19 protein-coding genes are annotated in these 22,505 nt (G+C 59.9%); 14 read left to right on the top strand and 5 right to left on the bottom strand.

Annotation, left to right across the window (positions count from 1 at the left end; all coding sequences use genetic code 11):
* Positions 1 to 3: 3 nt before the first annotated feature.
* The 6 genes from HQ945_RS19625 (at position 4) to HQ945_RS19650 (ending at position 8,246) form a co-directional block, all read left to right on the top strand.
* On the top strand, positions 4 to 2,241 hold the full coding sequence (locus HQ945_RS19625; RefSeq protein ID WP_091924543.1) for a glycosyltransferase family 2 protein: 2,238 nt from the start codon (positions 4 to 6) through the stop codon (positions 2,239 to 2,241).
* On the top strand, positions 2,242 to 3,570 hold the full coding sequence (locus HQ945_RS19630; protein ID WP_091924546.1) for a glycosyltransferase family 4 protein: 1,329 nt from the start codon (positions 2,242 to 2,244) through the stop codon (positions 3,568 to 3,570). It abuts the gene before it with no gap.
* 45 nt (positions 3,571 to 3,615) lie between these two features.
* Complete coding sequence (locus HQ945_RS19635; RefSeq protein ID WP_091924550.1) at positions 3,616 to 4,803, top strand: polysaccharide pyruvyl transferase family protein; 1,188 nt, start codon at positions 3,616 to 3,618, stop codon at positions 4,801 to 4,803.
* Positions 4,803 to 6,020: a hypothetical protein gene (locus HQ945_RS19640; protein WP_113280369.1), complete on the top strand. Its 1,218-nt coding sequence runs from the start codon at positions 4,803 to 4,805 to the stop codon at positions 6,018 to 6,020. The genes HQ945_RS19635 and HQ945_RS19640 overlap by 1 nt, the downstream gene beginning before the upstream one ends.
* A 57-nt stretch (positions 6,021 to 6,077) precedes the next feature.
* Positions 6,078 to 7,097 (top strand): UDP-glucose 4-epimerase GalE, encoded by a 1,020-nt coding sequence (galE, locus tag HQ945_RS19645; RefSeq protein WP_113280370.1) that lies wholly within the window; start codon positions 6,078 to 6,080, stop codon positions 7,095 to 7,097.
* Positions 7,098 to 7,247: 150 nt separating this feature from the next.
* Positions 7,248 to 8,246: a LacI family DNA-binding transcriptional regulator gene (locus tag HQ945_RS19650; protein ID WP_113280371.1), complete on the top strand. Its 999-nt coding sequence runs from the start codon at positions 7,248 to 7,250 to the stop codon at positions 8,244 to 8,246.
* Positions 8,247 to 8,286: 40 nt separating this feature from the next.
* Here the strand turns inward: HQ945_RS19650 and HQ945_RS19655 are convergent, their stop codons facing one another.
* From HQ945_RS19655 to HQ945_RS19675, 5 genes are read right to left on the bottom strand one after another with little or no spacing between them, the layout of a single operon-like run.
* Positions 8,287 to 9,084 carry a transporter substrate-binding domain-containing protein gene (locus tag HQ945_RS19655; protein WP_113280372.1) on the bottom strand — a complete coding sequence of 266 codons (798 nt, stop codon included), beginning with the start codon at positions 9,082 to 9,084 and terminating at the stop codon, positions 8,287 to 8,289.
* On the bottom strand, positions 9,081 to 10,031 hold the full coding sequence (locus HQ945_RS19660; RefSeq protein ID WP_113280373.1) for an isoaspartyl peptidase/L-asparaginase: 951 nt from the start codon (positions 10,029 to 10,031) through the stop codon (positions 9,081 to 9,083). The genes HQ945_RS19655 and HQ945_RS19660 overlap by 4 nt, the downstream gene beginning before the upstream one ends.
* Before the next feature lie 3 nt (positions 10,032 to 10,034).
* Complete coding sequence (locus HQ945_RS19665) at positions 10,035 to 10,769, bottom strand: amino acid ABC transporter ATP-binding protein (protein WP_113280374.1); 735 nt, start codon at positions 10,767 to 10,769, stop codon at positions 10,035 to 10,037.
* A 1-nt stretch (position 10,770) separates the two neighbouring features.
* Complete coding sequence (locus HQ945_RS19670) at positions 10,771 to 11,442, bottom strand: amino acid ABC transporter permease (protein WP_113280375.1); 672 nt, start codon at positions 11,440 to 11,442, stop codon at positions 10,771 to 10,773.
* On the bottom strand, positions 11,442 to 12,113 hold the full coding sequence (locus tag HQ945_RS19675; RefSeq protein WP_091924570.1) for an amino acid ABC transporter permease: 672 nt from the start codon (positions 12,111 to 12,113) through the stop codon (positions 11,442 to 11,444). The genes HQ945_RS19670 and HQ945_RS19675 overlap by 1 nt, the downstream gene beginning before the upstream one ends.
* A gap of 324 nt (positions 12,114 to 12,437) precedes the next feature.
* Here HQ945_RS19675 and efeU point away from each other — a divergent pair, with 324 nt between their 5' ends.
* From efeU to HQ945_RS19715, 8 genes are all read left to right on the top strand, one after another.
* Complete coding sequence (efeU, locus tag HQ945_RS19680; protein WP_113280376.1) at positions 12,438 to 13,280, top strand: iron uptake transporter permease EfeU; 843 nt, start codon at positions 12,438 to 12,440, stop codon at positions 13,278 to 13,280.
* A 14-nt stretch (positions 13,281 to 13,294) separates the two neighbouring features.
* Positions 13,295 to 14,485 carry an iron uptake system protein EfeO gene (gene efeO, locus HQ945_RS19685; RefSeq protein ID WP_091924575.1) on the top strand — a complete coding sequence of 397 codons (1,191 nt, stop codon included), beginning with the start codon at positions 13,295 to 13,297 and terminating at the stop codon, positions 14,483 to 14,485.
* Positions 14,486 to 14,490: 5 nt separating this feature from the next.
* The gene (gene efeB, locus HQ945_RS19690) at positions 14,491 to 15,798 is read left to right on the top strand and encodes an iron uptake transporter deferrochelatase/peroxidase subunit (protein ID WP_113280377.1); all 1,308 of its coding nucleotides are present in this window, start codon (positions 14,491 to 14,493) and stop codon (positions 15,796 to 15,798) included.
* Positions 15,799 to 15,809: 11 nt separating this feature from the next.
* Entirely contained in the window at positions 15,810 to 16,637 is an 828-nt protein-coding gene (gene efeO / locus HQ945_RS19695) for an iron uptake system protein EfeO (protein ID WP_091951890.1), read from the top strand.
* Positions 16,638 to 16,813: 176 nt separating this feature from the next.
* Positions 16,814 to 17,386, top strand: coding sequence for a GbsR/MarR family transcriptional regulator (locus HQ945_RS19700; protein WP_027232955.1), 573 nt, complete (start codon positions 16,814 to 16,816; stop codon positions 17,384 to 17,386).
* Between the two features lie 4 nt (positions 17,387 to 17,390).
* Positions 17,391 to 19,154: a thiol reductant ABC exporter subunit CydD gene (gene cydD / locus HQ945_RS19705; protein ID WP_113280378.1), complete on the top strand. Its 1,764-nt coding sequence runs from the start codon at positions 17,391 to 17,393 to the stop codon at positions 19,152 to 19,154.
* Complete coding sequence (gene cydC, locus HQ945_RS19710) at positions 19,151 to 20,842, top strand: thiol reductant ABC exporter subunit CydC (RefSeq protein ID WP_425500675.1); 1,692 nt, start codon at positions 19,151 to 19,153, stop codon at positions 20,840 to 20,842. Before cydD ends, cydC begins: the two co-directional genes overlap by 4 nt.
* A 79-nt stretch (positions 20,843 to 20,921) precedes the next feature.
* Complete coding sequence (locus HQ945_RS19715; protein ID WP_091924589.1) at positions 20,922 to 22,499, top strand: cytochrome ubiquinol oxidase subunit I; 1,578 nt, start codon at positions 20,922 to 20,924, stop codon at positions 22,497 to 22,499.
* The last annotated feature ends 6 nt before the right edge of the window (positions 22,500 to 22,505 follow it).

A 22,505-nucleotide genomic window follows, 5' to 3' on the forward strand; every position in this document is an offset into this window, starting at 1 on the left:
CAAGTGCTTCCCGACGAAAAAGAACATACGCCGGCGTCCCGATCCGGCAAAGCGCCCGAACGTCACCCGATGGTGATGGAAGGCGAGATGGTGGTCGGATGCCCTATTGATGACACGCTCATTCTCGTTCTCGGCATTGGTGGTCTGACCTCCGAACAGGTCACGGTATTCCTGAACGGTGATCCGGCGATGAGCCTGAAAGTGCCGCTTGTCAGCTGGCACCTGAAGGAGCCCTCGCCTGCCGGTACCCATGGCTTCGTCGCCATCGTGCCGACGAATATCCTACGCCGCCGATCGCTGAAGACCGTGCTCTTCCAGCACAAGGCGCAGGCGACACGCTATGCCTTCGCAGGGCGCGCCGCCGCCATCGGCGACCTCGTCGCCATGGTGACCGACCTTGCGGGCGCTGATCTGCCCGTCGTTATCGACGGCCTTGTGGAAGGCCTCATATCCGGCCCGATTGGCCGCAAGAAACTTTCGGCGATCACCGCGCTGCTGCAGGCAGGCGCGCGCTCGGATGGCTGTGTCGAACTTATCGGCGGCAGCGATGAAGGTGAAATCTTCGTCCAGGGATGGGCGCAGGACCTTACGCCTTCGGTGACCCGTCTCCTGATCAGCGGCAAAACCCCTTCGATCGCCGAATGCTCGATCAGTGTTTTCGCCCGCCCGGATCTTCAGGACCAGGCATCGGGATTTGCGGGTCTGCTCCTTGCCAGCGAAGCGGTCGAGCCGAATGATATCGAGCGGTTGCTGTTCCGCGGACGTCGCGGATGGCGCTTCACCGAAGTTTATGACCGCCGTGTCATCGCCGGCAACCGCGAGACGCCCGGCCACGTCCGGGCAATCCTGCCGCGTGTTCGCAGTTCGACGGAGATCCTCCTGCGTATGCGCTCCGCCGCCAACCGCTTTGACGGCGCCGAGACGGTTTCGAGCCTGCCATTTCCCGTGCGCATGGGCATCGACAATGCCTACCGCGTTGAGGGAAGCGGCCTTTTGATCGCGGGCTGGCTGCTTGATCCTGACAGTCACGTCGAAGCCGTCAAGTTGCGGCGGCATCGCGGCGAAGCGCAGCTCGACGGCAACTGGACGCGCATCGACCGACCTGACGTTACGCGCGGCTTCGACAACCAGCCGCCGTTCAATGCAGGCCTCAACCCGAACCGGCATGCGCACGGCTTTGTTGCATTTGCACCGGAGCTCGAGGGCGACAGCACGGCGCCGTTCTATCTCGAACTCACCTTGAGCGATACGCGCCGTGCCTTCATGCCGCTGACGCCGACCCGCATCACCTCGCGCGATGCCGTTGTCCGGCAGATCCGTGCTATCGATCCAAATGCCTGGGCGCTGCGTCATATCGTCGATCAGCAGCTCGTACCTCTGCTGCGCGTCGTCAGCCGCCCGGCACCCGAAATCTTCGGTGTTGTCGATGTCGGCGCCTTCGAGGAAGCCGAAGGACCGGCCATTGTCATCGGCGTCGACGAACGCGTTGAGGAAATCGCACCGCTCCTGACGCTTCTTGCGCTCGACCCTGAAACGCGCCGCGCGCCCATCGTTATTGCCGCTGCAGCGGAACTGATCGACCGTATCGGCGTCCATGTGCGCCGGCTGGCCAATTTCTACGGCTTGCGCCTGCGGCTCGTATCGGCGAGCGGTTCGGAAGACCTTTACGATGCGCTCGAAGTCGGCGCACGCGCCGTTTCCACCGAGACCGTGGTGTTCCTCGCCGCGTCGCTGTTGCCGCGCAACAATGGCTGGTTCCACAAGCTGCTTGCGGCCTATCATGACCGCGAGGCCTGCGTGCTGTCACCGACCCTTGCCTATGAGGATGATTCCATCCGCTGGGCAGGCACATGGGTTGCCGGCTCACAGTCCGACCGGGCGCTCATCAGCCGCTATGCCGGCTACCCGATCGATGCCGTCACCGGCATGGGTACGACGGAAGTAGCCACGGCCACCTTCGAATGCTGCGTTCTGCCGAGGGACGCTCTTTTTTCCGTGGGTGGCTTCACCCGCGGCTATCTCGGCACGCATGAGAAGGGCCTCGATCTCGGCCTCAAACTCAAGCAGTCCGGCCTCAGGTCCTATTGGCTGCCTTCGGCGCAGATGCTCGGAACGGACGACATATCCGTCTCCGACAAGGCTTCGACGATTGCCTTGATCGAGCGCATCGACCGCCAGGTATTCGATTCCCGTTGGGCTAAGATTCTAACGAAAGATGGCATGCCATCGGAGGTCAAATAGATGACTGAACAACTTCGGGTACTCGTGGTCTCGCACGCACACCCGAGCATTTCCCTGGGTGGCGCAGAAATCGCCTCCTATAATCTTCACAAGGGTCTGAATACGCTCCCGGGCGTCCAGTCCGTCTATCTCGCGCGCGCCGGCCATCCGATCCCGCGCCATGGAACGACGGCCTTGATGAGCTTGCGGCGCAGCAGCGACGAGATCCTGTTTCACGCGGACGAGTACGATCACTTCTATCTTTCCAACAACAATACGGACGAGATTCGCCGCGATCTCCTGCGCTTCGTTGGCGACCTCAATCCCCATGTGGTGCACTTCCACCATGTCCTTGGTCTTGGACTTGAGGCGCTTTACGCAATTCGCGAGGCGCTGCCCGATACGGCGATCCTCGTCACGTTCCATGAGTTCCTGTCGATCTGCCACAATCACGGGCAGATGGTGAAGGCGGGATCGGCCAAGCTTTGCAACGAGGCCTCCCCCATTGATTGCCACGGCTGCTTCCCCGACATTCCGCCGGCGCGCTTCCTCAAGCGTGAGCGCTTCGTCCGCGGCATGCTCGAACTCGCCGACGGGTTCGTTTCCCCAAGCATGTTCCTTGCGCGCAAATATGCCGAATGGGGCCTTGATCCCGAAAAACTCAGCGTGATCGAAAACGGCATCTTCATTGATGGTGTTACGCCGCCACGCGAACTGACCGGACCAAAGCCCCGGCGCGGCCGCTTCGCCTATTTCGGCCAGATGACGCCGTTCAAGGGCGTCGATGTGCTGATCGACGCGGTCTCGCGTGTTCCTGAAGATGTCTGGGGCGAGGATTCGCGCCTGATGATTTTCGGCGGCAATCTCGAAAAGCAGCCGCGCGACTTCCAGGATCGCATGGAAAAGCTCATCGAGGACGCAGGATCGCGCGTGCGTTTCTACGGTGCCTACCAGAATTCAGAAATGCCGCGCCTAATGCAGTCGGTCGACTGGGTGGTCATGCCTTCCGTGTGGTGGGAAAACTCCCCCATCGTCATTCAGGAGGCGCTCCATCATCGCCGGCCGATCATCTGCTCCAATATCGGCGGCATGGCCGAAAAGGTCCGCGACGGCGAGGATGGTCTGCATTTCCGCGTCCGCAGCGCCGAAGACCTTGCCGACCGCTTCACCGAGGTTCTCAGCGACCAGACGATCTGGGAGCGCCTGCACCAAACTATCCGCCAACCGACCAACCACATTGAGTGTGCCGAGGCGCACCTGGAACTCTATGAACGACTACTGAAATCGACACGCAACCAACCGATAAATGTCACGACAAATGCGGACATCGTTCTCTCGCAAGCGAGTTGACGCTGAAACACCGTTAAGTCCGAAAGCCAAACGGAGGTAATTTCTATGGCACGCGTACTCGTAATGATCCCCTCAGGCGAAGTGTACGATCACGACAGTGTTCGCTGGTACAACTACAAGGATGTTCAGCGCAGCATCAACCACTATCACAATATTGGCGATGCTTTCGTATTCGACTCGTCGCTTAAGCTGATGAATTACGACAAGCTCGGCGTACTGCCGATTGCTGAACCCAAGATGGAAGACATCGACCGCCTTCGGGAGGAATATGACTACGTCTTCCTGCGCGGCTCCAACTACGTCCATCAGTCGATGGGCTGGAGCCAGACCATCCCGGTTCTGAAGCGTCTCGGCCTGCCGGTCATCGCCTTCGGCATCGGCGCGCAGGCTCCGGTCAAGGGCAAGCTCGAGCTTTCCGAGGAAACCAAGACCGTCCTCCACATGATGGCCGATTCCACCGCGTCTATCGGCGTGCGCGGCGCCTATTCGGCGCAGGTGCTCTGGGACATCGGAATCCGCAATGTTCGCATCGTCGGCTGCCCCACGGCGTTCCGCCGCAACGATCCCGAAATGCGCATCAAGTTGCCGGCGCTCGATGATGTCCAGAACATCGGCATCACCATGCGCCGCGAAGTGTCGCCGACCTATGCGCAGGATATCAAGCGCTACCTGACGTTCCATCGTGACCTCGTCAAGGAACTTGCCGGACGCTTCGACGCTGTGCTGATGTCGCAGGGCGAAGTCGAGGAAAAGAAGCTCGTCTTCGGCACGGAAGAGCAGAAAGAGGAAGCCATCGCAGCGTTGAAGGCCAACAAGTGGGTCTCTGACTGGTTCCTCGACGAGACTGTCGAAAAACTCTATCGCGAGCGCATGTTCTATTCGGACGTGGTTGCCGACTATGAGGATCTCGTTCAGTCGAAGGATCTCGTGCTCGGCTACCGCCTGCACGGCAACCTGATGGCCTTGTCGAACGGCACCCCGTCGATCTACTTCACCTATGACAGCCGTACGGTTGAGTTCGCCGAGACCTACCAGATTCCAAGCTTCGACGTCTTCAGCAACAAGGAATTCAAGCTCGAGGACTATTGGGATCAGTCGCTCTTCGACAAGTACAATCGCGCCTGGTACCAGACCTATGGTGAAATGCATCGCTTCCTCACCGAAAACGGTGTCGACCACAAGATGACCGACACGAGCAAGCGCATTAAAGAACCTGTCCGCAAGGTTGCCTGATGCGCAATTGCTTCGCCATAGCCGCCGCCGCACTCGTGCTGGCGGTGGCTGGGCCTGCTCTTGGCCAGGAGACGCCGAGCGCCACGCTCGGCGTTTCCGGCCCGGAGGAAATGGTATTCGATTGGGCAAAGCAGGCCTGCGTCAAGTCGCACGTGCCCGATGCGCCGGCACGTGCCTTTCGCGACTCTGAGGGCAAGGTCCACCTGATCGCCAGCCACAATGACAATCGCCGCTTCAGCGGCCCCGATCTCAATCACTTGCAGCCCGAATGTGCGGTCATCTACCAGGCGAAGAAATCCAATGTCCTCGGCCAGTATGACGATATGGGCTGGATCAGCGGTGTGTGGACCGGCGATGGCAAGACCGTCTATGCGCTGGCCCATATGGAACTGCGCGGCAATCGCGCCCCTGGTCTTTGCAGCAACAAATCCTATAGTTCCTGCCTGTTGAATACGGTCACCGCCCTGGTGTCGCGCGATGGCGGCAAGAACTTTGCACCGGAAACTGGCTCAGGTGCCGGCCCGATGGTTGCGAACCTCCCCTACCCTTTCCCGAACGATCGCAAGGCACGCGTCGGCTATGCCAATCCGACAAATATAATCCAGCGCGACGGCTGGTATTACGCCATGGTCTTCGCGGATGGCTATCGCGACCAGAAGCGCGGCAACTGCGTGTTGCGCACGCGCGACCTTGGCGATCCGTCTTCTTGGCGCGCCTGGGACGGCAAGGAATTCTCGGTTCAATTCATCGATCCGTTCCGCCAGCAGACGGCAAACGCGAAGGATCATGTCTGTGCGCCCGTATCTACAAATAAAATCGGCCGCATGATCGGCTCGATATCCGAACATCGCGGCAGCGGTGAAGTCATTGCCGTCTTCGGCGACCGGCGCACCGAGGACGGCAAGACCGCCTCCGGAATCTATGCATCGACCTCAAGGGATCTGGTGAACTGGTCGGAGCCAAGGCTCATTTTTGAAGCGCCGCTGCTGTGGGAGAAGAGTTGCGGGGCCGATGGCAGGGTGTTCTACCCTGCCTTGCTCGACCCCAACGCCAACGCACCGTCTTTCCAGGATACCGGGGACAATGCCTTCATCTATTTCACACGCTATCGGCTGACCGGATGCAAGGTCACCTGGGACAGGGACCTCGTGCGCGTGCCGGTCACGATTTCAATGGGAGGAACAGCGAAGGGACAGGGAGGAGGAACGGCGCAGTAATCGATTGGCAGACCTGTCTATCCCCAAACCTTTCTCAATCCTTCAGGAGTACTTCCCATGACTGTTCTTGTTACCGGTGGCGCAGGCTACATCGGCAGCCACATGACGCTGGCGCTCAAGGATGCCGGCCGTTCCGTTGTGGTTCTCGACGATCTCAGCTGCGGTTTTCCATGGCTGGTGCCAAGCGACATACCGCTGGTGCGCGGCGATATCGGCGATCAGGCATTGGTTCGCGATGTCATTCGCAGCTATGGAATCACGGCGATCCTGCATTTTGCCGGGTCGATCGTCGTGCCCGATTCGGTGCGTGATCCGCTCTTCTACTATCGCAACAATACGGTTCAGTCCCGCAACCTGATCGAGACCGCCATAGGTGAAGGGATCAAGAACTTCATCTTCTCTTCCACAGCTGCGATATATGGCGAGCCCGAGACGACGCCGATCACGGAAGATATGCCGCACCAGCCGATCTCGCCCTATGGCACATCCAAGCTGATGACCGAATGGATGTTGCGCGATGCAGCCGCCGCTTATCCTGATTTCAACTATGTCGCCCTGCGCTATTTCAATGTTGCCGGGGCTGATCCGCAATTGCGGTCCGGTCAATCGTTTCCGCGGGCCACGCACCTCATCAAAATCGCGAGCCAGGCCGCAACGGGCGAACGCTCGCATATGGAAGTCTACGGAACGGATTATCCGACCCCGGATGGGACTTGTGTACGCGACTATATCCATGTCAGCGATCTCGCACAGGCTCATCTATGCGCCCTCAACTATCTCGAGGATGGCGGGCGCAGCACGGCCGCCAATTGCGGTTACGGCTATGGCTACTCAGTGCTCGAGATCATCGATGCGGTGAAGCGCGTTTCCGGCGTGGATTTTGCGGTCAAACTCGCGGCGCGCCGAGTGGGCGATCCGGCAATCCTGGTGGCGGGCAACGAGCGGATGCGCAGCCTGCTCGGCTTCGCCCCAAAACGCGACGATCTCGATCTGATCGTCGGCGACGCGCTTGCATGGGAACGGCAACTGCAGGCGCGGGAAGCCAAACAGCGTGAAAAGACCCTCGCCAACGTCTAGACGAGTGTCCATGGAGGCCTGGGCGGCTGACGATCACGCTTTTATCATTGAACCCCATGCGGCGAACCGGTTAAGCAGGAGGGTGGTCTGACGCCACCCCGCACCGATCGCCATGGGGAGCAGCCGGACCGTAAAGGGGGGCTGTGTTGCATGATTGAGCCGCGCAAGGGGACTGGACAGCCGACGATTGCCGACGTCGCCGAACTCGCAGGCGTTTCGCGTGCAATCGCATCGCGCGCGCTTTCGAGCGAGCCGAGGCCGGTCTCGGCCGACAAGCGCGAACGTGTGCTGAAGGCGGCCCAGACGCTCGGCTACAAGCCGAACCTCCTCGCACGAAGCCTGACGACGAAGACGGTCAATCTCGTTGCCGTGGTGGTCAATCATATTCACGACCTTTCGGATCTCGACCTGTTCGATCTCCTGATCAGCGAGATCCAGTCCATCGGCAAGCAGGTGATCTTCGTTCGAGTCGGGTCCTCGCAAGGGATCGAGGAGTTCCTGCGCAACGGGATTGCCTATCACGTCGACGCTGCGCTGGTTTTCTCCGACTTTGCCGACGCCGCCACCGTGCGCAAGATGTTTCGCAATGACAGCGTGCTGATGCTGAACGGCATGCGCGACGCCGCCGCGCCCGCCATTATTCCCGACGAATTGACCGGAATCACGGCCGCAGTTGCGGATGCTGCCGGCAAAGGTGTTCGCACCGCTCTTCTCGTGACAGGGCGTGCGGCATCGGCCGTCGAGCAGGCACGGGTCGCACACTACAGGTCGGAACTTCAACGCAACGAAATTGCGCTCGCCGGCGAGTTGCGCGGGGACTATTCCTACCAGAGCGGCCGACGCCTTGCGGTGTCACCCGACTGGAAGGAGGTGGACGCGGTATTCTGCACTTCGGATGCTATGGCCATGGGCGTGCTCGATGTTCACAGAGACGGGGTCCTGCAGACGCGTCCCAAAGCCTTTCGGCTCTACGGCTTCGACGACGTGACTTTGGCCGAGTATGAGGCCTATCCGATTTCATCCATAGGCTATGACAAGTCGATCTATATCAAGGAGATTCTGCGGTTCCTCACGCACCCGAAGGAGTTTCGGTCGGGCGGAACTCTGGTGCGGGTTCCGACCTATTTCGTTGCGCGCGACAGTTCCTGAACGAAAAGAATTGGGCCGGCAAGCCGGCCCATACCTGTCTTTACCAGAGCGGATTCAGCGTCGGCGGGTTGGCCTTTTCGCCCCACCATTTCTTGTAGTTGGCCTCATATGCGCCGGACTGGATGTAGTCCGAAACGAACATGTCGAGCCAGCGTACAAATTCCGGGTCGCCCTTGGCGACGGCAATGCCGATCGGGTCGTTGGAAAAGAGGCCCGGAAGGGTAACGAGGTTGTCGTTTTTGGTCGCGAGGTAATCGAGGAGCGAAGAATCCTCGATCGCTGCATCGGCACGCTTCTGCTGGAGCAGAAGGACGCCATCCGGCGAGAAATTATCAGTATAGACCAGCTCAGCATCCGGAACGGCTTTTTTCAGGAAGCTTTCGCCGGTCGTTCCGCGGCCGACGACGACCTTCTTTCCGGCGAGGTCCTTAAGCGAAGCAATGCCAGCGTCCTTCTGAACGATCACGCGCAGGCCGGCGCGATTATAGGGAATGGAGAAGTTGACCGTCTTTGCCCGCTCAAGCGTCGCGGACGTATTGGCGACAACGATGTCGAGCTGGCCGGACACGAGCATGGAAATGCGCGCATCGCCGGAGACGTCGGTGAATTCGACCGGCACGCCAAGCTTCGCAGCAAGTTGCGTCGCAACATCGACGTCATATCCGACTGGATTGTTCTTGTCGTCGCGGAAGCCGATCGGCTCGCCGCCGAGCGAAACGCCGATGCGCACCGTACCGCGGTCGCGTATCTCTTCGAGCTTGCCGGCCTGTGCGGCACCGGTAAATGCCACTGCCGCGGTCAGAGCAACGGCGGCAATCCTTGCAATCATGGTTTTCATGCATTTCCCCTTTGTGTTGTGGGCCGTGGATCGTATTGCCTCGCAATCCGCAGCTCAGGTTTCGATAATTGTGGCTCCCAGAACCAATATTTGATCTCTCCCGGGCAGCGGAAACTTGCGACGTCATGATTGCCCGCCGCATCGATTGCATGAACGACGACCCCGGCCAGGAAACCGGTGTCAAGTTCGGCAAGATCGTCGATCGCCATATCGACCGCTTCTCGCAATGAGTAGCCGAAGCGAAGGGCAAGCACGATGCTGCGCGCGGTGCCGCAGCGTATCGTCATTTCGCCGGTGTGGGTGCAGGCGGCAGCGCCATAGCGGCTATCGGCATAGAACCCTGCGCCGGCAATTGGCGAATCGCCGAGGCGGCCCGGGTATTTCCAGGCCCAACCCGAAGTCGAGGTGGCGGCATGGATGCCACTTGCCATATCCTTCGACAGGAACACCGTGGTGTCGCGCACCCGTTCCGGGTCGGTGATGGCGCGGCTGAGGGGGGCGAGCGCTATGTCGGGGAACGCCGCCAACTGTGCGGGAGAAAGCTCCTTTTCGAGCCTTTGCCACCAGACACGTTTACTGTCGTCGAAAAGAACGTCGTCGAGCGGAAATCCGATCTCGGTTGCAAAGCGTCGGGCGCCGTCGCCGGTCAGCATCACATGCGGCAGCCGCCGCATGACTTCGCGGGCGAGCGCGGCCACGGGCAATGTGTCCGGCACGGCACCGACCGCGCCGACATCGCGCGTCGTGCCGTCCATGACGCCTGCGTCGAGTTCCATCTTGCCGAGCATGTTCGGCCAGCCGCCATAGCCGACGCTGCGCACCTTGACCTCGCGCTCCACCTCGGTGATACCGGCGACCATTGCATCGATGCCGTGGGCATTCTGCTGCAAGAGCTCGACGGATTTTTCGAAACCGGGCCAGGCCTCGGAATTTGCGATGAGGATCATGTTCTATTCTTTGCGCATTTTGGAGAGGAACTGGGCGATACGGGCATTGGCCATTCCGCCATCGCCGGCAAAAAAGCGGTCCGTCGGCAGGTCGACCACCAGGCGGCCCTTGTCGAGAAAGACGATGCGCGAGGAAATCGTCCGCGCGAATTCGATCTCATGGGTAACGAACACCATCGTTGTGCCCGTACGCGCAAGCTGCGCGAGAATATTGAGCACCTCGGCGGTCATCTCGGGGTCGAGCGCACTGGTGATTTCGTCCAGCAGCAGATAGCGCGGCTTCATCGCCAGAGCGCGACAAATTCCGACACGCTGACGCTGCCCCCCTGAAAGCTGGGCCGGATAGGCGTCGGCGCGCGCCCCGAGCCCAACAGAATCAAGCAAGGCGCGGGCCTCGGACTCGGCCTGCGCGCGAGGAATCCTGAGCACCTGGATCGGGGCAAGCGTGACGTTTTCGACCGCGGTCATATGCGGGTAAAGGTTGAAGAGCTGGAACACGGTTGCCGAGCGCTTGCGCGCCTCGGCAAGGTCTTTCGGGTTCGAAACATCGAAATCGTCGATGGTGATGAGCCCGCCGTCCAGCCGTTCGAGCCCGTTCATGCAGCGGATCAGCGTGGACTTTCCCGACCCGCTGGAGCCGAGAATAGAGACGACCTCGCCAACGTTGACGTCAAGATCGATTCCGTCGAGGACCACGGCGGAGCCGAAGGATTTTTGTACGCCGCGGGCGCGGATCATCTCACAGACCTTTCCATGCAGTGTGAGCGCGCAGGCGCCGCTCCAACCGTGCGCCCCCAAGAGCGATGAGCTTGGCGGCGATGTAGTAGAGACCGCCGACAACGGTCCAGACGATGAATGGCTTCAATGTACGCAGATTAAGAATGTTGCCGATCTTGGTGAGATCGACGACGCCGATGACGGAGATCAACGATGTCACCTGGAGCTGGTTCACGAGGAGTCCCGTCAGGGGCCCAATGGCAAAGGCCATCGCCTGCGGCGCAACGACGTGGCGCAATATTTGCCAGCGCGACAGGCCGAAAACCCGCGCGGATTCGATCTGGTCGCGGCCGATAGACTCGATCGCCGCAACGGCTATCACGTAAATGAACGCAGCCGTGTTGCCCGATAGCGTAATAACAGCGGCCTCGACCGGCGTAACATTAATCTTCAACAGTGCGGGCAGGCCGAAAAATACAAGAAACAGCTGGACCAGAACCGGCGAGTTTTTAAGAAGCTCCGCGAGAAATGTAATAAGCGGCGTAAGCAGAGGAACGCGATAAAAGCGCATGACCGCCCATATCGTGCCGATCAGGAATCCGATGAGCGTCGTTACAAGAAAGAGCGCCACCGAGACGCCGAGCCCCTGCGCAAGCAATATGAGGTCATAGGAGGTGAAGCTCGTATACCGCATCAGGCGACGTCCGGCATGCGGTCGCGATTGAGGCGCCGATGCAGCGCGCCTATCGCGAGCGAGATAAGATAGGTCAAGCTTGCATAGACGATCAGGAGCACAGCATAGACCTCGAACGGGCGAAACGTATCGGAGGCCACGATCTTCGCCGAACCGGTCAATTCATTGAGGGTGATGGTCGAAAGGATCGACGAGGTCAGCACCAGATTGATGAAGACTGAACCGAGCGGCCTTATCGATGTGCGCAGGGCAATCGGCATAACGATCTTGCGAAATATCGTCGGTTTCGACAGCCCGCTTACCTCTGCAGCCTCAAGGATGCCTGTATCGATGGCGAGAATTCCCGAGCGAATGACATCGGAACTGAACGCACCTCCCGCAATCGAAAGCGCGAGAACTCCGGTCGTGAAGGCATCGATGTAGATGCCGATTTCCGGAAGCCCGTAGAAAAAGAAGAACAGCTGGACGATGAACGGGATATTGCGGAAGAGATCCACATATATGAAAGCGGCACGCGACAGGAGGGGCGAAGATGACGTGCGCAGGGCCGCGACGAGAAGTCCGATGACAAGGCTGCCGAACAAAGCCAGTGCGCAGGCCTCGGCCGTCAGAAGCGCGCCCTTCAGCAAGAATGGCACGTGCGGCGCCAGTATCATCAGGTCAAATTTCAAACGGCTATCCCCAAGCGAGTGAAACCGGTTTCACATTTGCCGAACGCAGACAGAGTGTCAAGTCGGATAGACAAGGTTCTATAAAGCGCCGTTCAGAATTGTGGCAATAATGCGGCAGCTCTCCATCTCGGCGCTTAGAGCGGATAAGCGCTATAGTGGACAAGCTTACTCAAGATACGGAAATAACTGAGGAATTCAGTCCAGATATAGATTAGAACACTTCTAATATATTGTTATTGCTTCGTTTTTAGCGAAAGTTTATGACTTGGCCCGCGTATAAGCCGTGTCATTCGCACGGCAAAGCCTGCGCTGGGGTTTGAATTCATGCTTGTTCCGTTTCTGATAATGCTGCGCGAGGGTATCGAGGCAGCACTTATCGTGGGTATCGTCGCGAGCTATCTCAAGCAGACCGGACGCGGTGAATGGATGCCTGCCGTATGGGTGGGCGTTCTCCTTGCAGTCGCCTTGTCGCTCTTTGTCGGCGCTGCCCTGCAACTGGTCAGCGCCCAGTTTCCCCAAAAGGCACAGGAGTTCTTCGAGGCGATCGTCGGCCTGATAGCGGTCATCGTGCTTTCGTCCATGGTTTTCTGGATGCGCAAGGCCGCGCGCTCGATCAAATCCGAGCTGCATACGCATATCGACGAGGCCCTCGCCCATACGTCCGGGCAAGCAACGGCACTGATCGCCATGGTGTTCTTCGCAGTGGCGCGCGAAGGGCTTGAATCGGTGTTCTTTCTGCTCGCCATCTTCCAGCAGAGCCCATCGAGCGAAGCACCACTTGGGGCCGTCCTTGGCATTCTGGTTTCGATTGCGCTCGGTTACGGCATCTATTTCGGCGGTGTGAGGATGAATCTCCGCCGGTTCTTCTTCTGGACGGGCCTGTTCATTCTCGTTGTTGCTGCCGGCATTCTTGCGGGCACACTGCGCCATTTCCACGAGGCAGGTGTCTGGAACAGCCTGCAGACCGTGGTCATCGATTTGAGCGAAATCCTGCCTGTAAGCAGCCCGCTCGGGACGATCTTGTCGGGCATGTTCGGCTATCAGGATATGCCGACGCTGGGCGAAGTCATCGTCTACTTCTCGTTCCTTGCGATCAGCCTCTACTTTTTCTTGCGACCTTACGTTTCGGCTGCCGCAAACGCGCCAGCGACCAAGCCCTCGAACTGATCGGACGATTCTTCATGTCGCAATCCACCGGCTCCGCCTCCCCTCGCCCCGCATCACAGAAATTGATGCAATTGGCCGTCGTCGGGGCGGCGGCCCTCGTCGTCGCCGGCGGCGCCGCGTTCTATTATGCATCGAAGAATGTAAAGCCAGCGGCAGCGGGCGATGCCATCACGGTAACAATTAAGAACGGCGCCTGCGATCCCAATGCGATTACCGTGGCCGCCGGTCCCTCTACGTTTACGATCGTCAACCAATCGGATCGCGCGCTCGAGTGGGAAATTCTCGACGGCGTCATGGTGATCGAGGAGCGGGAGAATATCGCGCCGGGAATCAGCCAGACGCTGCAGGCGAAATTGAAGCCCGGCGACTATGAGATCACCTGTGGGCTCCTCAACAATCCGCGCGGAACTTTGCATGTGACACCGTCCGCCGTATCCGACGCCGAGGCGGCGCGGCCGGCACTTCGCGCCTATCTTGGGCCGCTCGCCGAATTCCAGGTGTTTCTCGTTACCCAGGGAAACAGCCTCGTCAAGGCGAGCCAGTCCCTCGATGCCGCCATCAAGGCGGGCGATCTCGAAAAGGCCAAGGCAGCCTACCAAAGCGCGCGCGTTCCCTACAAGCAGATCGAGCCGATGGCAGATCAATTCGCGGACCTTCACAATGCCATCGATCCTGTCGCCGATTATCTCGAGAAGCGTGAGCAGGATCCGGCGTTCACCGGCTTCCATCGCATCGAATACGGCCTCTACACACAGAAAAGCACGGCGGGGCTCGAAAACTATTCGACCAAACTGCTGGCCGACGTGACAGCACTGAAAGACCGCATTCGCGGTTTGCGAATTTCCCCAGAGCAGATCGCCAAGGGTGCGCAGCGCCTCATGGCGTCCACGGCAGAGACGAAGGTGGCTGCGGGTGTCGACCACTACGCGCAGACCGATCTTTCCGACTTCGAGGCAAACGTCGCGGGCGTATCGCGGATGATGGCGCTGCTGAAGCCCGTCGCGGTGACCGCAGCCCCGCAGGTTGTCGGGGATATTGAGTTGCGTTTGACTGATGTGAGCACCGAGCTGAAAGCCCTTCGCGGGCCGGATGGCTATCCTTCCTATGACGGCGTCAATGCCGATACCCGGAAGGTCCTTTCGCAGAAGATGCAGGCGCTGGCGGACGCGATCGGCAAGCTCAACGCCGCTGTGGGATTGGAGTAACGACGATGGCGGCGAACGACAAGGGCCTCGTCACCACGCGCCGAAATGTACTGTTTGGCGTGGGTGCGGCCAGCGGTGTCCTCGCCACCGGGCTTGGCAGCGCAAGCGCGGCCGCGAAGCAGGAGGAACAGGTTACCGACGCTCCCGTCAGTGGAAAGACGCAGGAGCGCCAGCCCTTCTACGGCGTGCATCAGGCCGGTATAATCACGCCCCGCCCGGCTGCCGGAATGATCGCAGCCTTTGACGTTCTCGCCTCGACCCCTGAAGACGTCGAGCGGCTGTTCCGCACCTTGTCGGAACGCATCGCTTTTCTGATGCAGGGGGGCAAGCCCCCCGTCTTCGACGACAGATTGCCGCCGTCGGATTCGGGCATTCTCGGGCCCGTCATCCCACCAGATAATTTGACCATGACGGTCTCGCTCGGCTCGTCGTTCTTTGCCAAGCGCGATTGGCTCGGGGCACACAAGCCGAAGCGGTTGTCGCGAATGAAGGCGTTTCGCAATGACGCGCTTGATGGCGACCTTTGCCACGGCGATCTGACGTTGCAGATATCGTCCAATACGCCCGATACCAACATTCACGCGCTGCGCGATATCATCAAGACCATGCCGGACCTTCTGGTTTTGCGCTGGAAGCAGGAGGGCTCTGTCCCTGTCTTGCCGCCAAAGCCAGACGGTAGTCATGAGAGCGCGCGCAACTTCCTCGGCTTCCGCGATGGCTCGGCCAATCCGGACGCCAATAATACCGAACTGATGGACCGCATCGTCTGGCTGACGGAGAACAGCGATGAGCCCGAATGGGCGCGTCGGGGCTCCTACCAGGTGGTGCGCATCATCCGCAACTTCGTTGAACGCTGGGACCGGACGCCGCTTGGCGAACAGGAGCGCATCATCGGGCGCAAGAAAGCAACCGGCGCTCCGTTTTCTGGCGAAACCGAACATGACGTGCCGGACTATGTGAAGGATCCTGAGGGCAAGGTGACGCCGCTCGATGCCCATATCAGGCTCGCCAATCTGCGCACGCCGGAATCCGGGGCCAACCTCATCCTGCGCCGTCCGTTCAACTATTCGAATGGTGTCAGCAAGTCCGGTCAGCTCGAACAGGGACTGCTGTTCATCTGTTACCAGGCCGATCTTGAAAAAGGGTTCATCACTGTGCAGCGCCAGCTGGATGGTGAACCGCTGGAAGAATACATCAAGCCGATCGGCGGCGGCTTCTTCTTCACACTACCCGGCCCACTTGATGAAACCGACTTCCTGGGCCGGACACTACTCGAAGCAGCGGGTCACGCCGTGACCCGCGTCAGATCTTAAGGGGATAATCGATGAAGCTTAAACTTACACTATCTGCCAGCCTGTTCGCCCTTTCCGCGGCCATCCTCCCTGGTGTCGCGGTGGCCGAGGTATCGCCGCTCGATCTCGTGCAGCCCATCGCCGACTACAAGATTTATGTGTCGGAAAACTCCGAGAAGCTCGTGGCTGATACCAAGGCATTCACTGACGCCGTCAAGGCCGGTGATGTCGAAAAGGCGAAGTCGCTCTTTGGCGCGACCCGCATGAGCTATGAGGCGATCGAACCGATCGCAGAACTCTTCAGCGATCTTGACGGCTCGATCGACTCGCGTGCCGACGATCATGAGCTTGCTGAAAAGGACCCTGGGTTCACGGGCTTCCATCGGATTGAGTATGGCCTTTTCGCTCAGAACAGCACCGAGGGTCTTGGTCCGGTTGCCGACCAGCTCATGGCTGACGTAACCGAGCTCAACAAGCGCATTACCGACCTCACCCTGCCGCCGGAGAAGGTCGTCGGCGGCGCTGCCGTTCTGATGGAAGAAGTAGCTGCCACAAAGATCTCCGGCGAGGAAGATCGCTACAGCCACACCGACCTTTGGGACTTCAAGGCCAACTTCGATGGTTCGCGCAAGATCTTCGATCTTGTTCGTCCCCTGATCGAAAAGGATGAGGCCGCCTTCGTGACCAAGGTTTCGGCCAATTTCGACGCGGTCGATACGACCCTGGCGAAGTACAAGACCGCCGATGGCTACGAGCTATACGACAAGCTGAGCGAAGACGACCGCAAGGTCCTTGCCGCTGCCGTCAACACGCTCGCCGAAGACCTTTCGACCTTGCGCGGAAAGCTCGGCCTGAACTGACAAGCCTCAGAATCGAGAGGTGCAAGAGGCCCGGTCATCGCGACCGGGCCTTTTTTGTTTGCCCGCTCGGCGTGCGGCATTTTCGCCCCGCCCCGTACCCATTCTTGACCCGCTCGCTTTCTTTGCTACTGTCATTTCAGTAATTTCTGAAATAACAGATAAAGCGAAAGAGCGCCATGAATCTCCCGCCGCTCGTACAGTCCTTCGTTTTGCATTTTGGCGAAATGGGAAGCCGCTGGGGCATCAACCGGACGGTTGGCCAGATCTATGCGCTGCTCTATGTCTCGCCGGATCCGCTTAACGCGGATCAGATCGTTGATGCTCTCGGCATCTCGCGCTCGAACGTTTCCATGAGCTTACGCGAATTGCAGGCCTGGAATCTGGTTCTTTTGAAACACCTGCCCGATGATCGTCGCGATTTCTTCACGACGCCCGACGACGTCTGGCAGATCCTGCGGACGCTCGCAGAAGAGCGCAAGAAGCGCGAGGTCGATCCTACACTGTCGGTCCTGCGAGAGATTCTGATGCAGCAGCCTGCGAGCGAGGCGGAACGGCATGCGCAGGAGCGGATGAGTGAAATGCACGGGCTGATCGAGCGGCTGACAACCTGGTATGAGGATGTCAAGCAGCTTGAGACCGACCGGCTGGCAACCCTGTTGACGCTGGGCGCCAAAGTCACGAAACTGCTGGAGGCGAAGGATAAGATCGTCTCGCTCGGCAGATCGAAGCGCACTACTGAAAAGGGTTGATGGCATGGGACCCGCAGCAGATGCATCATTGGCGCTTCGCTCAGAGGTGAGCCCGGCAGATGCATGCACTGTGGGGGAATCGACTCGTAAGCCGTCTTCCAGTCTGCCGATTGACAAGCAAAAGCCGCCCGCTCGCGTCAAGGCGGCTGCGTCGTTGCAACTAGCGCCGGCCCTCCTCTGGCTTCCGCAGGCATGGTTGCTGGCAATGGCGGTTGGCCAGATTATCGCGGGCACCGATTGGCGCAATATTGTCTGGCTCGCCGTTGGGGTTGTCGCCCTCGGCGTCCTGCGGTCTGCTCTTGACGCGGCGGGTACGCGGGTTGCGTTCCTTTCCGCCCGCAAGTCTCTTTCCGAACTGCGCCAAACCGCTATCGCCTCCCTGGCGCGGCGCTCGCCTCTCGACATGACGCGTCCCGCCTCCGGGCTTGCAGCCAGTGCGATAACCGAGCAGACCGAGGCTATCCTGCCCTATCTGGCCCGCTTCCAACCGGCGCGGCTCAAGGCGACATATGTTCCCCTTGCCATCCTTGCCTCCATTGTCCCGTTCTCCTGGGTGCCGGCTCTGGTGCTGCTCATGGCCGCGCCGTTGATACCGCTATTCATGGCGCTGATCGGCTGGCGCGCCAAGGCTGCCAGTGAGAAGCAACTGGTCGAGATGGGTAGCATGAATGGCTTTCTTCTTGATCGCCTGCGTGGAATGACGACCATACGCGTTTTCGATGCAGTTGACCTGACGGCCGACCGGTTGCGCGCCAACGCCGAATCCCTGCGCTCGCGTACGATGGCTGTACTGCGGGTTGCTTTTCTCTCTTCAGCTGTACTTGAACTCTTTGCCGCCCTCGGCGTAGCCATGGTCGCCGTCTATATCGGTTTCCACTATCTTGGACAGTTGCCATTCGGTGCCTGGGGTGGGCGGCTCGATCTGAGCGAAGGCTTGTTCATCCTCCTGCTTGCGCCGGCCTTCTTCGAGCCGCTGCGGGAACTTTCATCCGTATGGCACGACCGTGCTGCCGGTGAAGCGGCGCTGGCCGCACTTGCTGAGCTCAGCGATCAGGGCATCGCCATTGTGGGCGGGTCTGACGGCAATGATCAGAACGACGATGACAATGCCGCGTCAGTCTCGATCGAAGCGCTTGGCTATTCTCACGCGGCGCGTGATCGCGATGTACTGGAAGACTTCGACCTCGAGGTAAAGCCCGGCGAGCGTGTCGCGATACTGGGCCCGAGTGGGTCGGGCAAGTCTACCCTGCTTGCGCTGATCGCAGGACTGGCTCCCCTTGAAAATGGCAGGATCGTCATCGGCGGCACGCATCTTACGAGCGCGACTGCAGATCAATTGCGCAATCGAATGATTTGGATCGGCCAAAGGCCGCATATATTTGCCGGCTCACTATATCAGAATATCGCGCTCGGGCGTCCCGATGTCGACGAGGCGCGGACGAACGGTGCACTGGCTCTTGCCGCCCTCGAACATGTCGCCGAAGCCCACGGCAATCTTCAGTTGGGCGACGGCGGTTCCGGCCTTTCGGGCGGCGAGATATTGAGGTTGGCGCTCGCGCGTGCTGCTGCTGGCTCAGGAAAGAATCTTATCCTCGCCGATGAGCCGACGGCACATCTGGACACGGTCACCGCTCGCGAAATCACCGAAGGCCTCCTCGAAATCGCCAGGGGCAAGACACTGATCGTTGCAACACACGATCCGATACTCGCCGCCCGCATGGATCGCATCGTCAGGCTATTCCCTCAGATCGCGCAGGAGGCTGCGTGATGGGGATCCTCCACACTTTCCGGCCGATCATTGCATTATTCTACCGAGAGCGCCGCAGCATGCTCCTTGCTGGTGCATTGCTCGCAGCGGTCACAGTTCTTGCCGGTATCATGCTGCTTGGCCTCTCCGGCTGGTTCATCACTGCGACGGCCATTGCCGGACTCTCATCTGCAACAGCATTTGCATTCGACGTATTCGCACCGGCTGCTGCCATCCGATTTCTGGCTCTCGCGCGAACGGCAGCGCGTTATGGCGAGCGCCTGACAACGCATGATGCAACGCTCGGCGTGCTCGCTGGTTTGCGCGAACAATTGTTTCGCTACTGGTCACGCCCGCAATCCGCAAGGTTGCTCGTTCAGCGGCCGTCGCGCCTGCTGTTCCGTCTTACCGCCGATATCGACGCGCTCGATTCGCTATATCTGCGCGTGCTCGTACCGGCAGCAGTTGCGATCGTGACAGCGCTCGCCGTTGCCGTAACTCTTGGGATGATGCATCCGCTTGTCGGTCTTGGCGCAGGGACATTCCTGCTTCTCACAGGGCTTGGCGTGCCGCTCATCGCCGCAAGGTTCGCGGGTGCCTCGTCGATACGCCGCGCTCACGCGCTTGAGGCGCTCCGCTCCCGCAGCATCGATCTCGTTGCCGGACAGACAGATCTATTGATGACCGGTCGGCTTGCGGCGCAAGTGGAAGGGGTGGCGGCCGCCGACCGCCGGGCGGCTGCCGCCGATAGCCGTCTGAACTGGATCGAGGTTTTCGCCGGCGCAGGGCTTGGGGTCGCCTCGGCGCTCCTGCTTGGCGGGACGCTCATGGCCATGGCGGCCCTGGCCAGCGCGGGCGCGATCAATGGTCCCGTTGCGGCGCTTGGCGTTCTGGTGGCCCTCGCAGCGCTCGAACCCTTTGCAGCATTGCGCCGGGGCGCCGTGGAGCTTGGCCGCACCTTACTCGCCTCACGGCGAATTGGACCAAGCCTAGCACCCCCCTCCCCTCCCCTGTCACGAACAGCGGCGCGGAACGGAGACACGGTTTGTATTGCGAATGCCAGCGTCACCCATGACGGGGCCCCCCTACCAGCCCTCCACGCATTAAACTTCACTGTTGCCGACGGCGAGCGTGTTGCACTGATCGGACCGAGCGGTGCCGGCAAGTCGACCCTGCTGGCGCTCATTGCCGGCGAACTTGGCGCCGATCGCGGCGAAGTCGCGACCGCAAAATCTGCTCTGCTGACGCAGAGGACAGAACTCTTTCAGGATACGCTGCGTGACAATTTGCGGCTGGCAGCGCCGGAGGCGGATGACGCGCAACTGCATCGCGCGCTTGATCAGGCGGGGCTCAACGAGCTTGTTGCATCGCTTCCGATGGGTCTCGGCACCAATCTTGGCGAAGGCGGGCTCGGCCTCTCCGGCGGACAATCGCGGCGCCTTGCTCTTGCGCGACTGCTTTTGCGCGATGCGCCGCTCTGGCTGCTTGACGAGCCGACCGAAGGCCTCGACGGCGCCACCGCCCGCGACGTGCTGCAACGGCTCCGCAGTGCCATGCCGGGCCATGCGGTCGTGATCGCGACGCATATTCGCCGCGAGGCCGAACTCGCTGACAGGATCATCATTCTCGAACACGGGCGGATCGTCGCTGCGCCGCGCCGTGGGGAGAAGGTTTTCGATACCGCCCTCGCCGCGCTACGGCCGGACTGAGGGCCAGCAACTTCATTCGGCGGCACGCAAATGTGCTGCCGGTCAACAGGGGGGTCGGGGTAGGCCCGAACTAGATGCAATGGAACTCGATATCGTGGCGCTTTCGCGCCTGCAATTTGCGATAACGGCGTTATATCACTTTCTCTTCGTCCCGCTGACGCTTGGACTTTCAATACTCCTGGCGATCATGGAAACGGTCTACGTCATGACCGGCCGCGTCATATGGCGCCAGATGACCAAATTCTGGGGTACCCTGTTCGGTATCAATTTCGCCATCGGCGTCGCGACCGGCATCGTGATGGAATTCCAGTTCGGTATGAACTGGAGTTATTACAGCCACTATGTCGGCGATATTTTCGGCGCGCCGCTCGCGATCGAGGGGCTGATGGCATTCTTCCTCGAAGCGACATTCGTCGGCCTGTTCTTCTTCGGATGGGACAAGCTGTCGAAGGTCGGCCACCTCGTCGCGACCTGGTGTGTTGCCGCCGGTTCCAACTTTTCGGCGCTCTGGATTCTCATCGCCAATGGATGGATGCAGAATCCCGTAGGCGCGACCTTCAATCCGCAGACAATGCGCATGGAAGTATCTGATTTCTATGCAGTTTTGTTCAATCCTGTCGCGCAGGCGAAGTTCGTTCACACCGTTTCGGCTGGCTATGTCACTGCATCGCTTTTCGTTCTCGGCGTGTCGGCGTGGTATGCGTTGAAGGGGCGTCACATTGCGCTCGCCAAGCGTTCGATGACCGTCGCCGCCTCGTTCGGCCTCGCATCCGCCTTATCGGTCGTCGTTCTCGGTGACGAGAGCGGATATCTGTCGACTGAGCACCAGAAGATGAAACTCGCCTCGATCGAAGCGATGTGGGAGACGGAACCTGCCCCCGCCGCTTTCACCGTTTTCGGCTTCCCCGATCAGGAATCGCGGGAAACGCATTTTGCAGTGCGCGTTCCGTGGGTTATGGGATTGATCGGTACGAGGTCGCTGACGACGCCAATCCCCGGCATTGAGGAACTTGTCGAACACGCTCGTTTGCGTATTAAGGAAGGCATCATCGCCTATGACGCCTTGCAGAAAATAAGAGAGGTCGGCAGCACGACGGCCGTTTCCGCCGAGGTGCGCGATGCTTTCGAGGCGAATGGTGCCGATCTCGGCTACGCCCTACTGCTGAAGCGCTATGTCGACGATCCGCGTCTTGCCACACCCGAGCAGATCGACAAGGCGGCCTGGGATACGGTTCCGAACGTCCCGAGACTGTTCTGGTCGTTCCGCATCATGGTTGGGCTCGGTATCTTCTTCATTATCCTGACGACGACCTTCTTTATTCTGTCCGTTCGCCGCAAGATCGATGCCTATCCCTGGCTGTTGCGGGTCGCAGTGTTTGCGATCCCCCTCCCCTGGATCGCCGCCGAACTCGGCTGGGTGGTCGCCGAATCCGGTCGTCAGCCCTGGATCATCGAGGGCGTTCTTCCGACAGCCGCGGCGGTCTCCAGCCTCGGTGCATCGACGGTGCTCCTTACCATTTGCGGCTTCGTGCTGATCTATACGGTTCTGATCTTCATCGAGATGGGCCTGATGCTACGCGCGATCCAAAAGGGCCCCGACCCCGACACCGAGCCGGAAGCCGAACTCATTTCCCCGCACATCGTGCCAGCGGAGTAAGCAAAC

The sequence above is a fragment of the Phyllobacterium pellucidum genome (genome assembly GCF_013327855.1).
GTDB lineage: Bacteria > Pseudomonadota > Alphaproteobacteria > Rhizobiales > Rhizobiaceae > Phyllobacterium > Phyllobacterium pellucidum.

Excerpts from the sequence above, each read along its gene's own strand:
- efeB (WP_113280377.1), top strand. The coding sequence starts at position 14,491 with ATGGCGGCGAACGACAAGGGCCTCGTCACCACGCGCCGAAATGTACTG.
- HQ945_RS19650 (WP_113280371.1), top strand. The coding sequence starts at position 7,248 with ATGATTGAGCCGCGCAAGGGGACTGGACAGCCGACGATTGCCGACGTC.
- HQ945_RS19640 (WP_113280369.1), top strand. The coding sequence starts at position 4,803 with ATGCGCAATTGCTTCGCCATAGCCGCCGCCGCACTCGTGCTGGCGGTG.
- HQ945_RS19670 (WP_113280375.1), bottom strand. The coding sequence starts at position 11,442 with ATGCGGTATACGAGCTTCACCTCCTATGACCTCATATTGCTTGCGCAG.
- cydD (WP_113280378.1), top strand. The coding sequence starts at position 17,391 with ATGGGACCCGCAGCAGATGCATCATTGGCGCTTCGCTCAGAGGTGAGC.
- HQ945_RS19635 (WP_091924550.1), top strand. The coding sequence starts at position 3,616 with ATGGCACGCGTACTCGTAATGATCCCCTCAGGCGAAGTGTACGATCAC.
- HQ945_RS19700 (WP_027232955.1), top strand. The coding sequence starts at position 16,814 with ATGAATCTCCCGCCGCTCGTACAGTCCTTCGTTTTGCATTTTGGCGAA.
- galE (WP_113280370.1), top strand. The coding sequence starts at position 6,078 with ATGACTGTTCTTGTTACCGGTGGCGCAGGCTACATCGGCAGCCACATG.
- HQ945_RS19665 (WP_113280374.1), bottom strand. The coding sequence starts at position 10,769 with ATGATCCGCGCCCGCGGCGTACAAAAATCCTTCGGCTCCGCCGTGGTC.
- efeO (WP_091924575.1), top strand. The coding sequence starts at position 13,295 with ATGTCGCAATCCACCGGCTCCGCCTCCCCTCGCCCCGCATCACAGAAA.
- HQ945_RS19660 (WP_113280373.1), bottom strand. The coding sequence starts at position 10,031 with ATGATCCTCATCGCAAATTCCGAGGCCTGGCCCGGTTTCGAAAAATCC.
- efeU (WP_113280376.1), top strand. The coding sequence starts at position 12,438 with ATGCTTGTTCCGTTTCTGATAATGCTGCGCGAGGGTATCGAGGCAGCA.
- HQ945_RS19630 (WP_091924546.1), top strand. The coding sequence starts at position 2,242 with ATGACTGAACAACTTCGGGTACTCGTGGTCTCGCACGCACACCCGAGC.
- efeO (WP_091951890.1), top strand. The coding sequence starts at position 15,810 with ATGAAGCTTAAACTTACACTATCTGCCAGCCTGTTCGCCCTTTCCGCG.
- HQ945_RS19715 (WP_091924589.1), top strand. The coding sequence starts at position 20,922 with ATGGAACTCGATATCGTGGCGCTTTCGCGCCTGCAATTTGCGATAACG.
- HQ945_RS19655 (WP_113280372.1), bottom strand. The coding sequence starts at position 9,084 with ATGAAAACCATGATTGCAAGGATTGCCGCCGTTGCTCTGACCGCGGCA.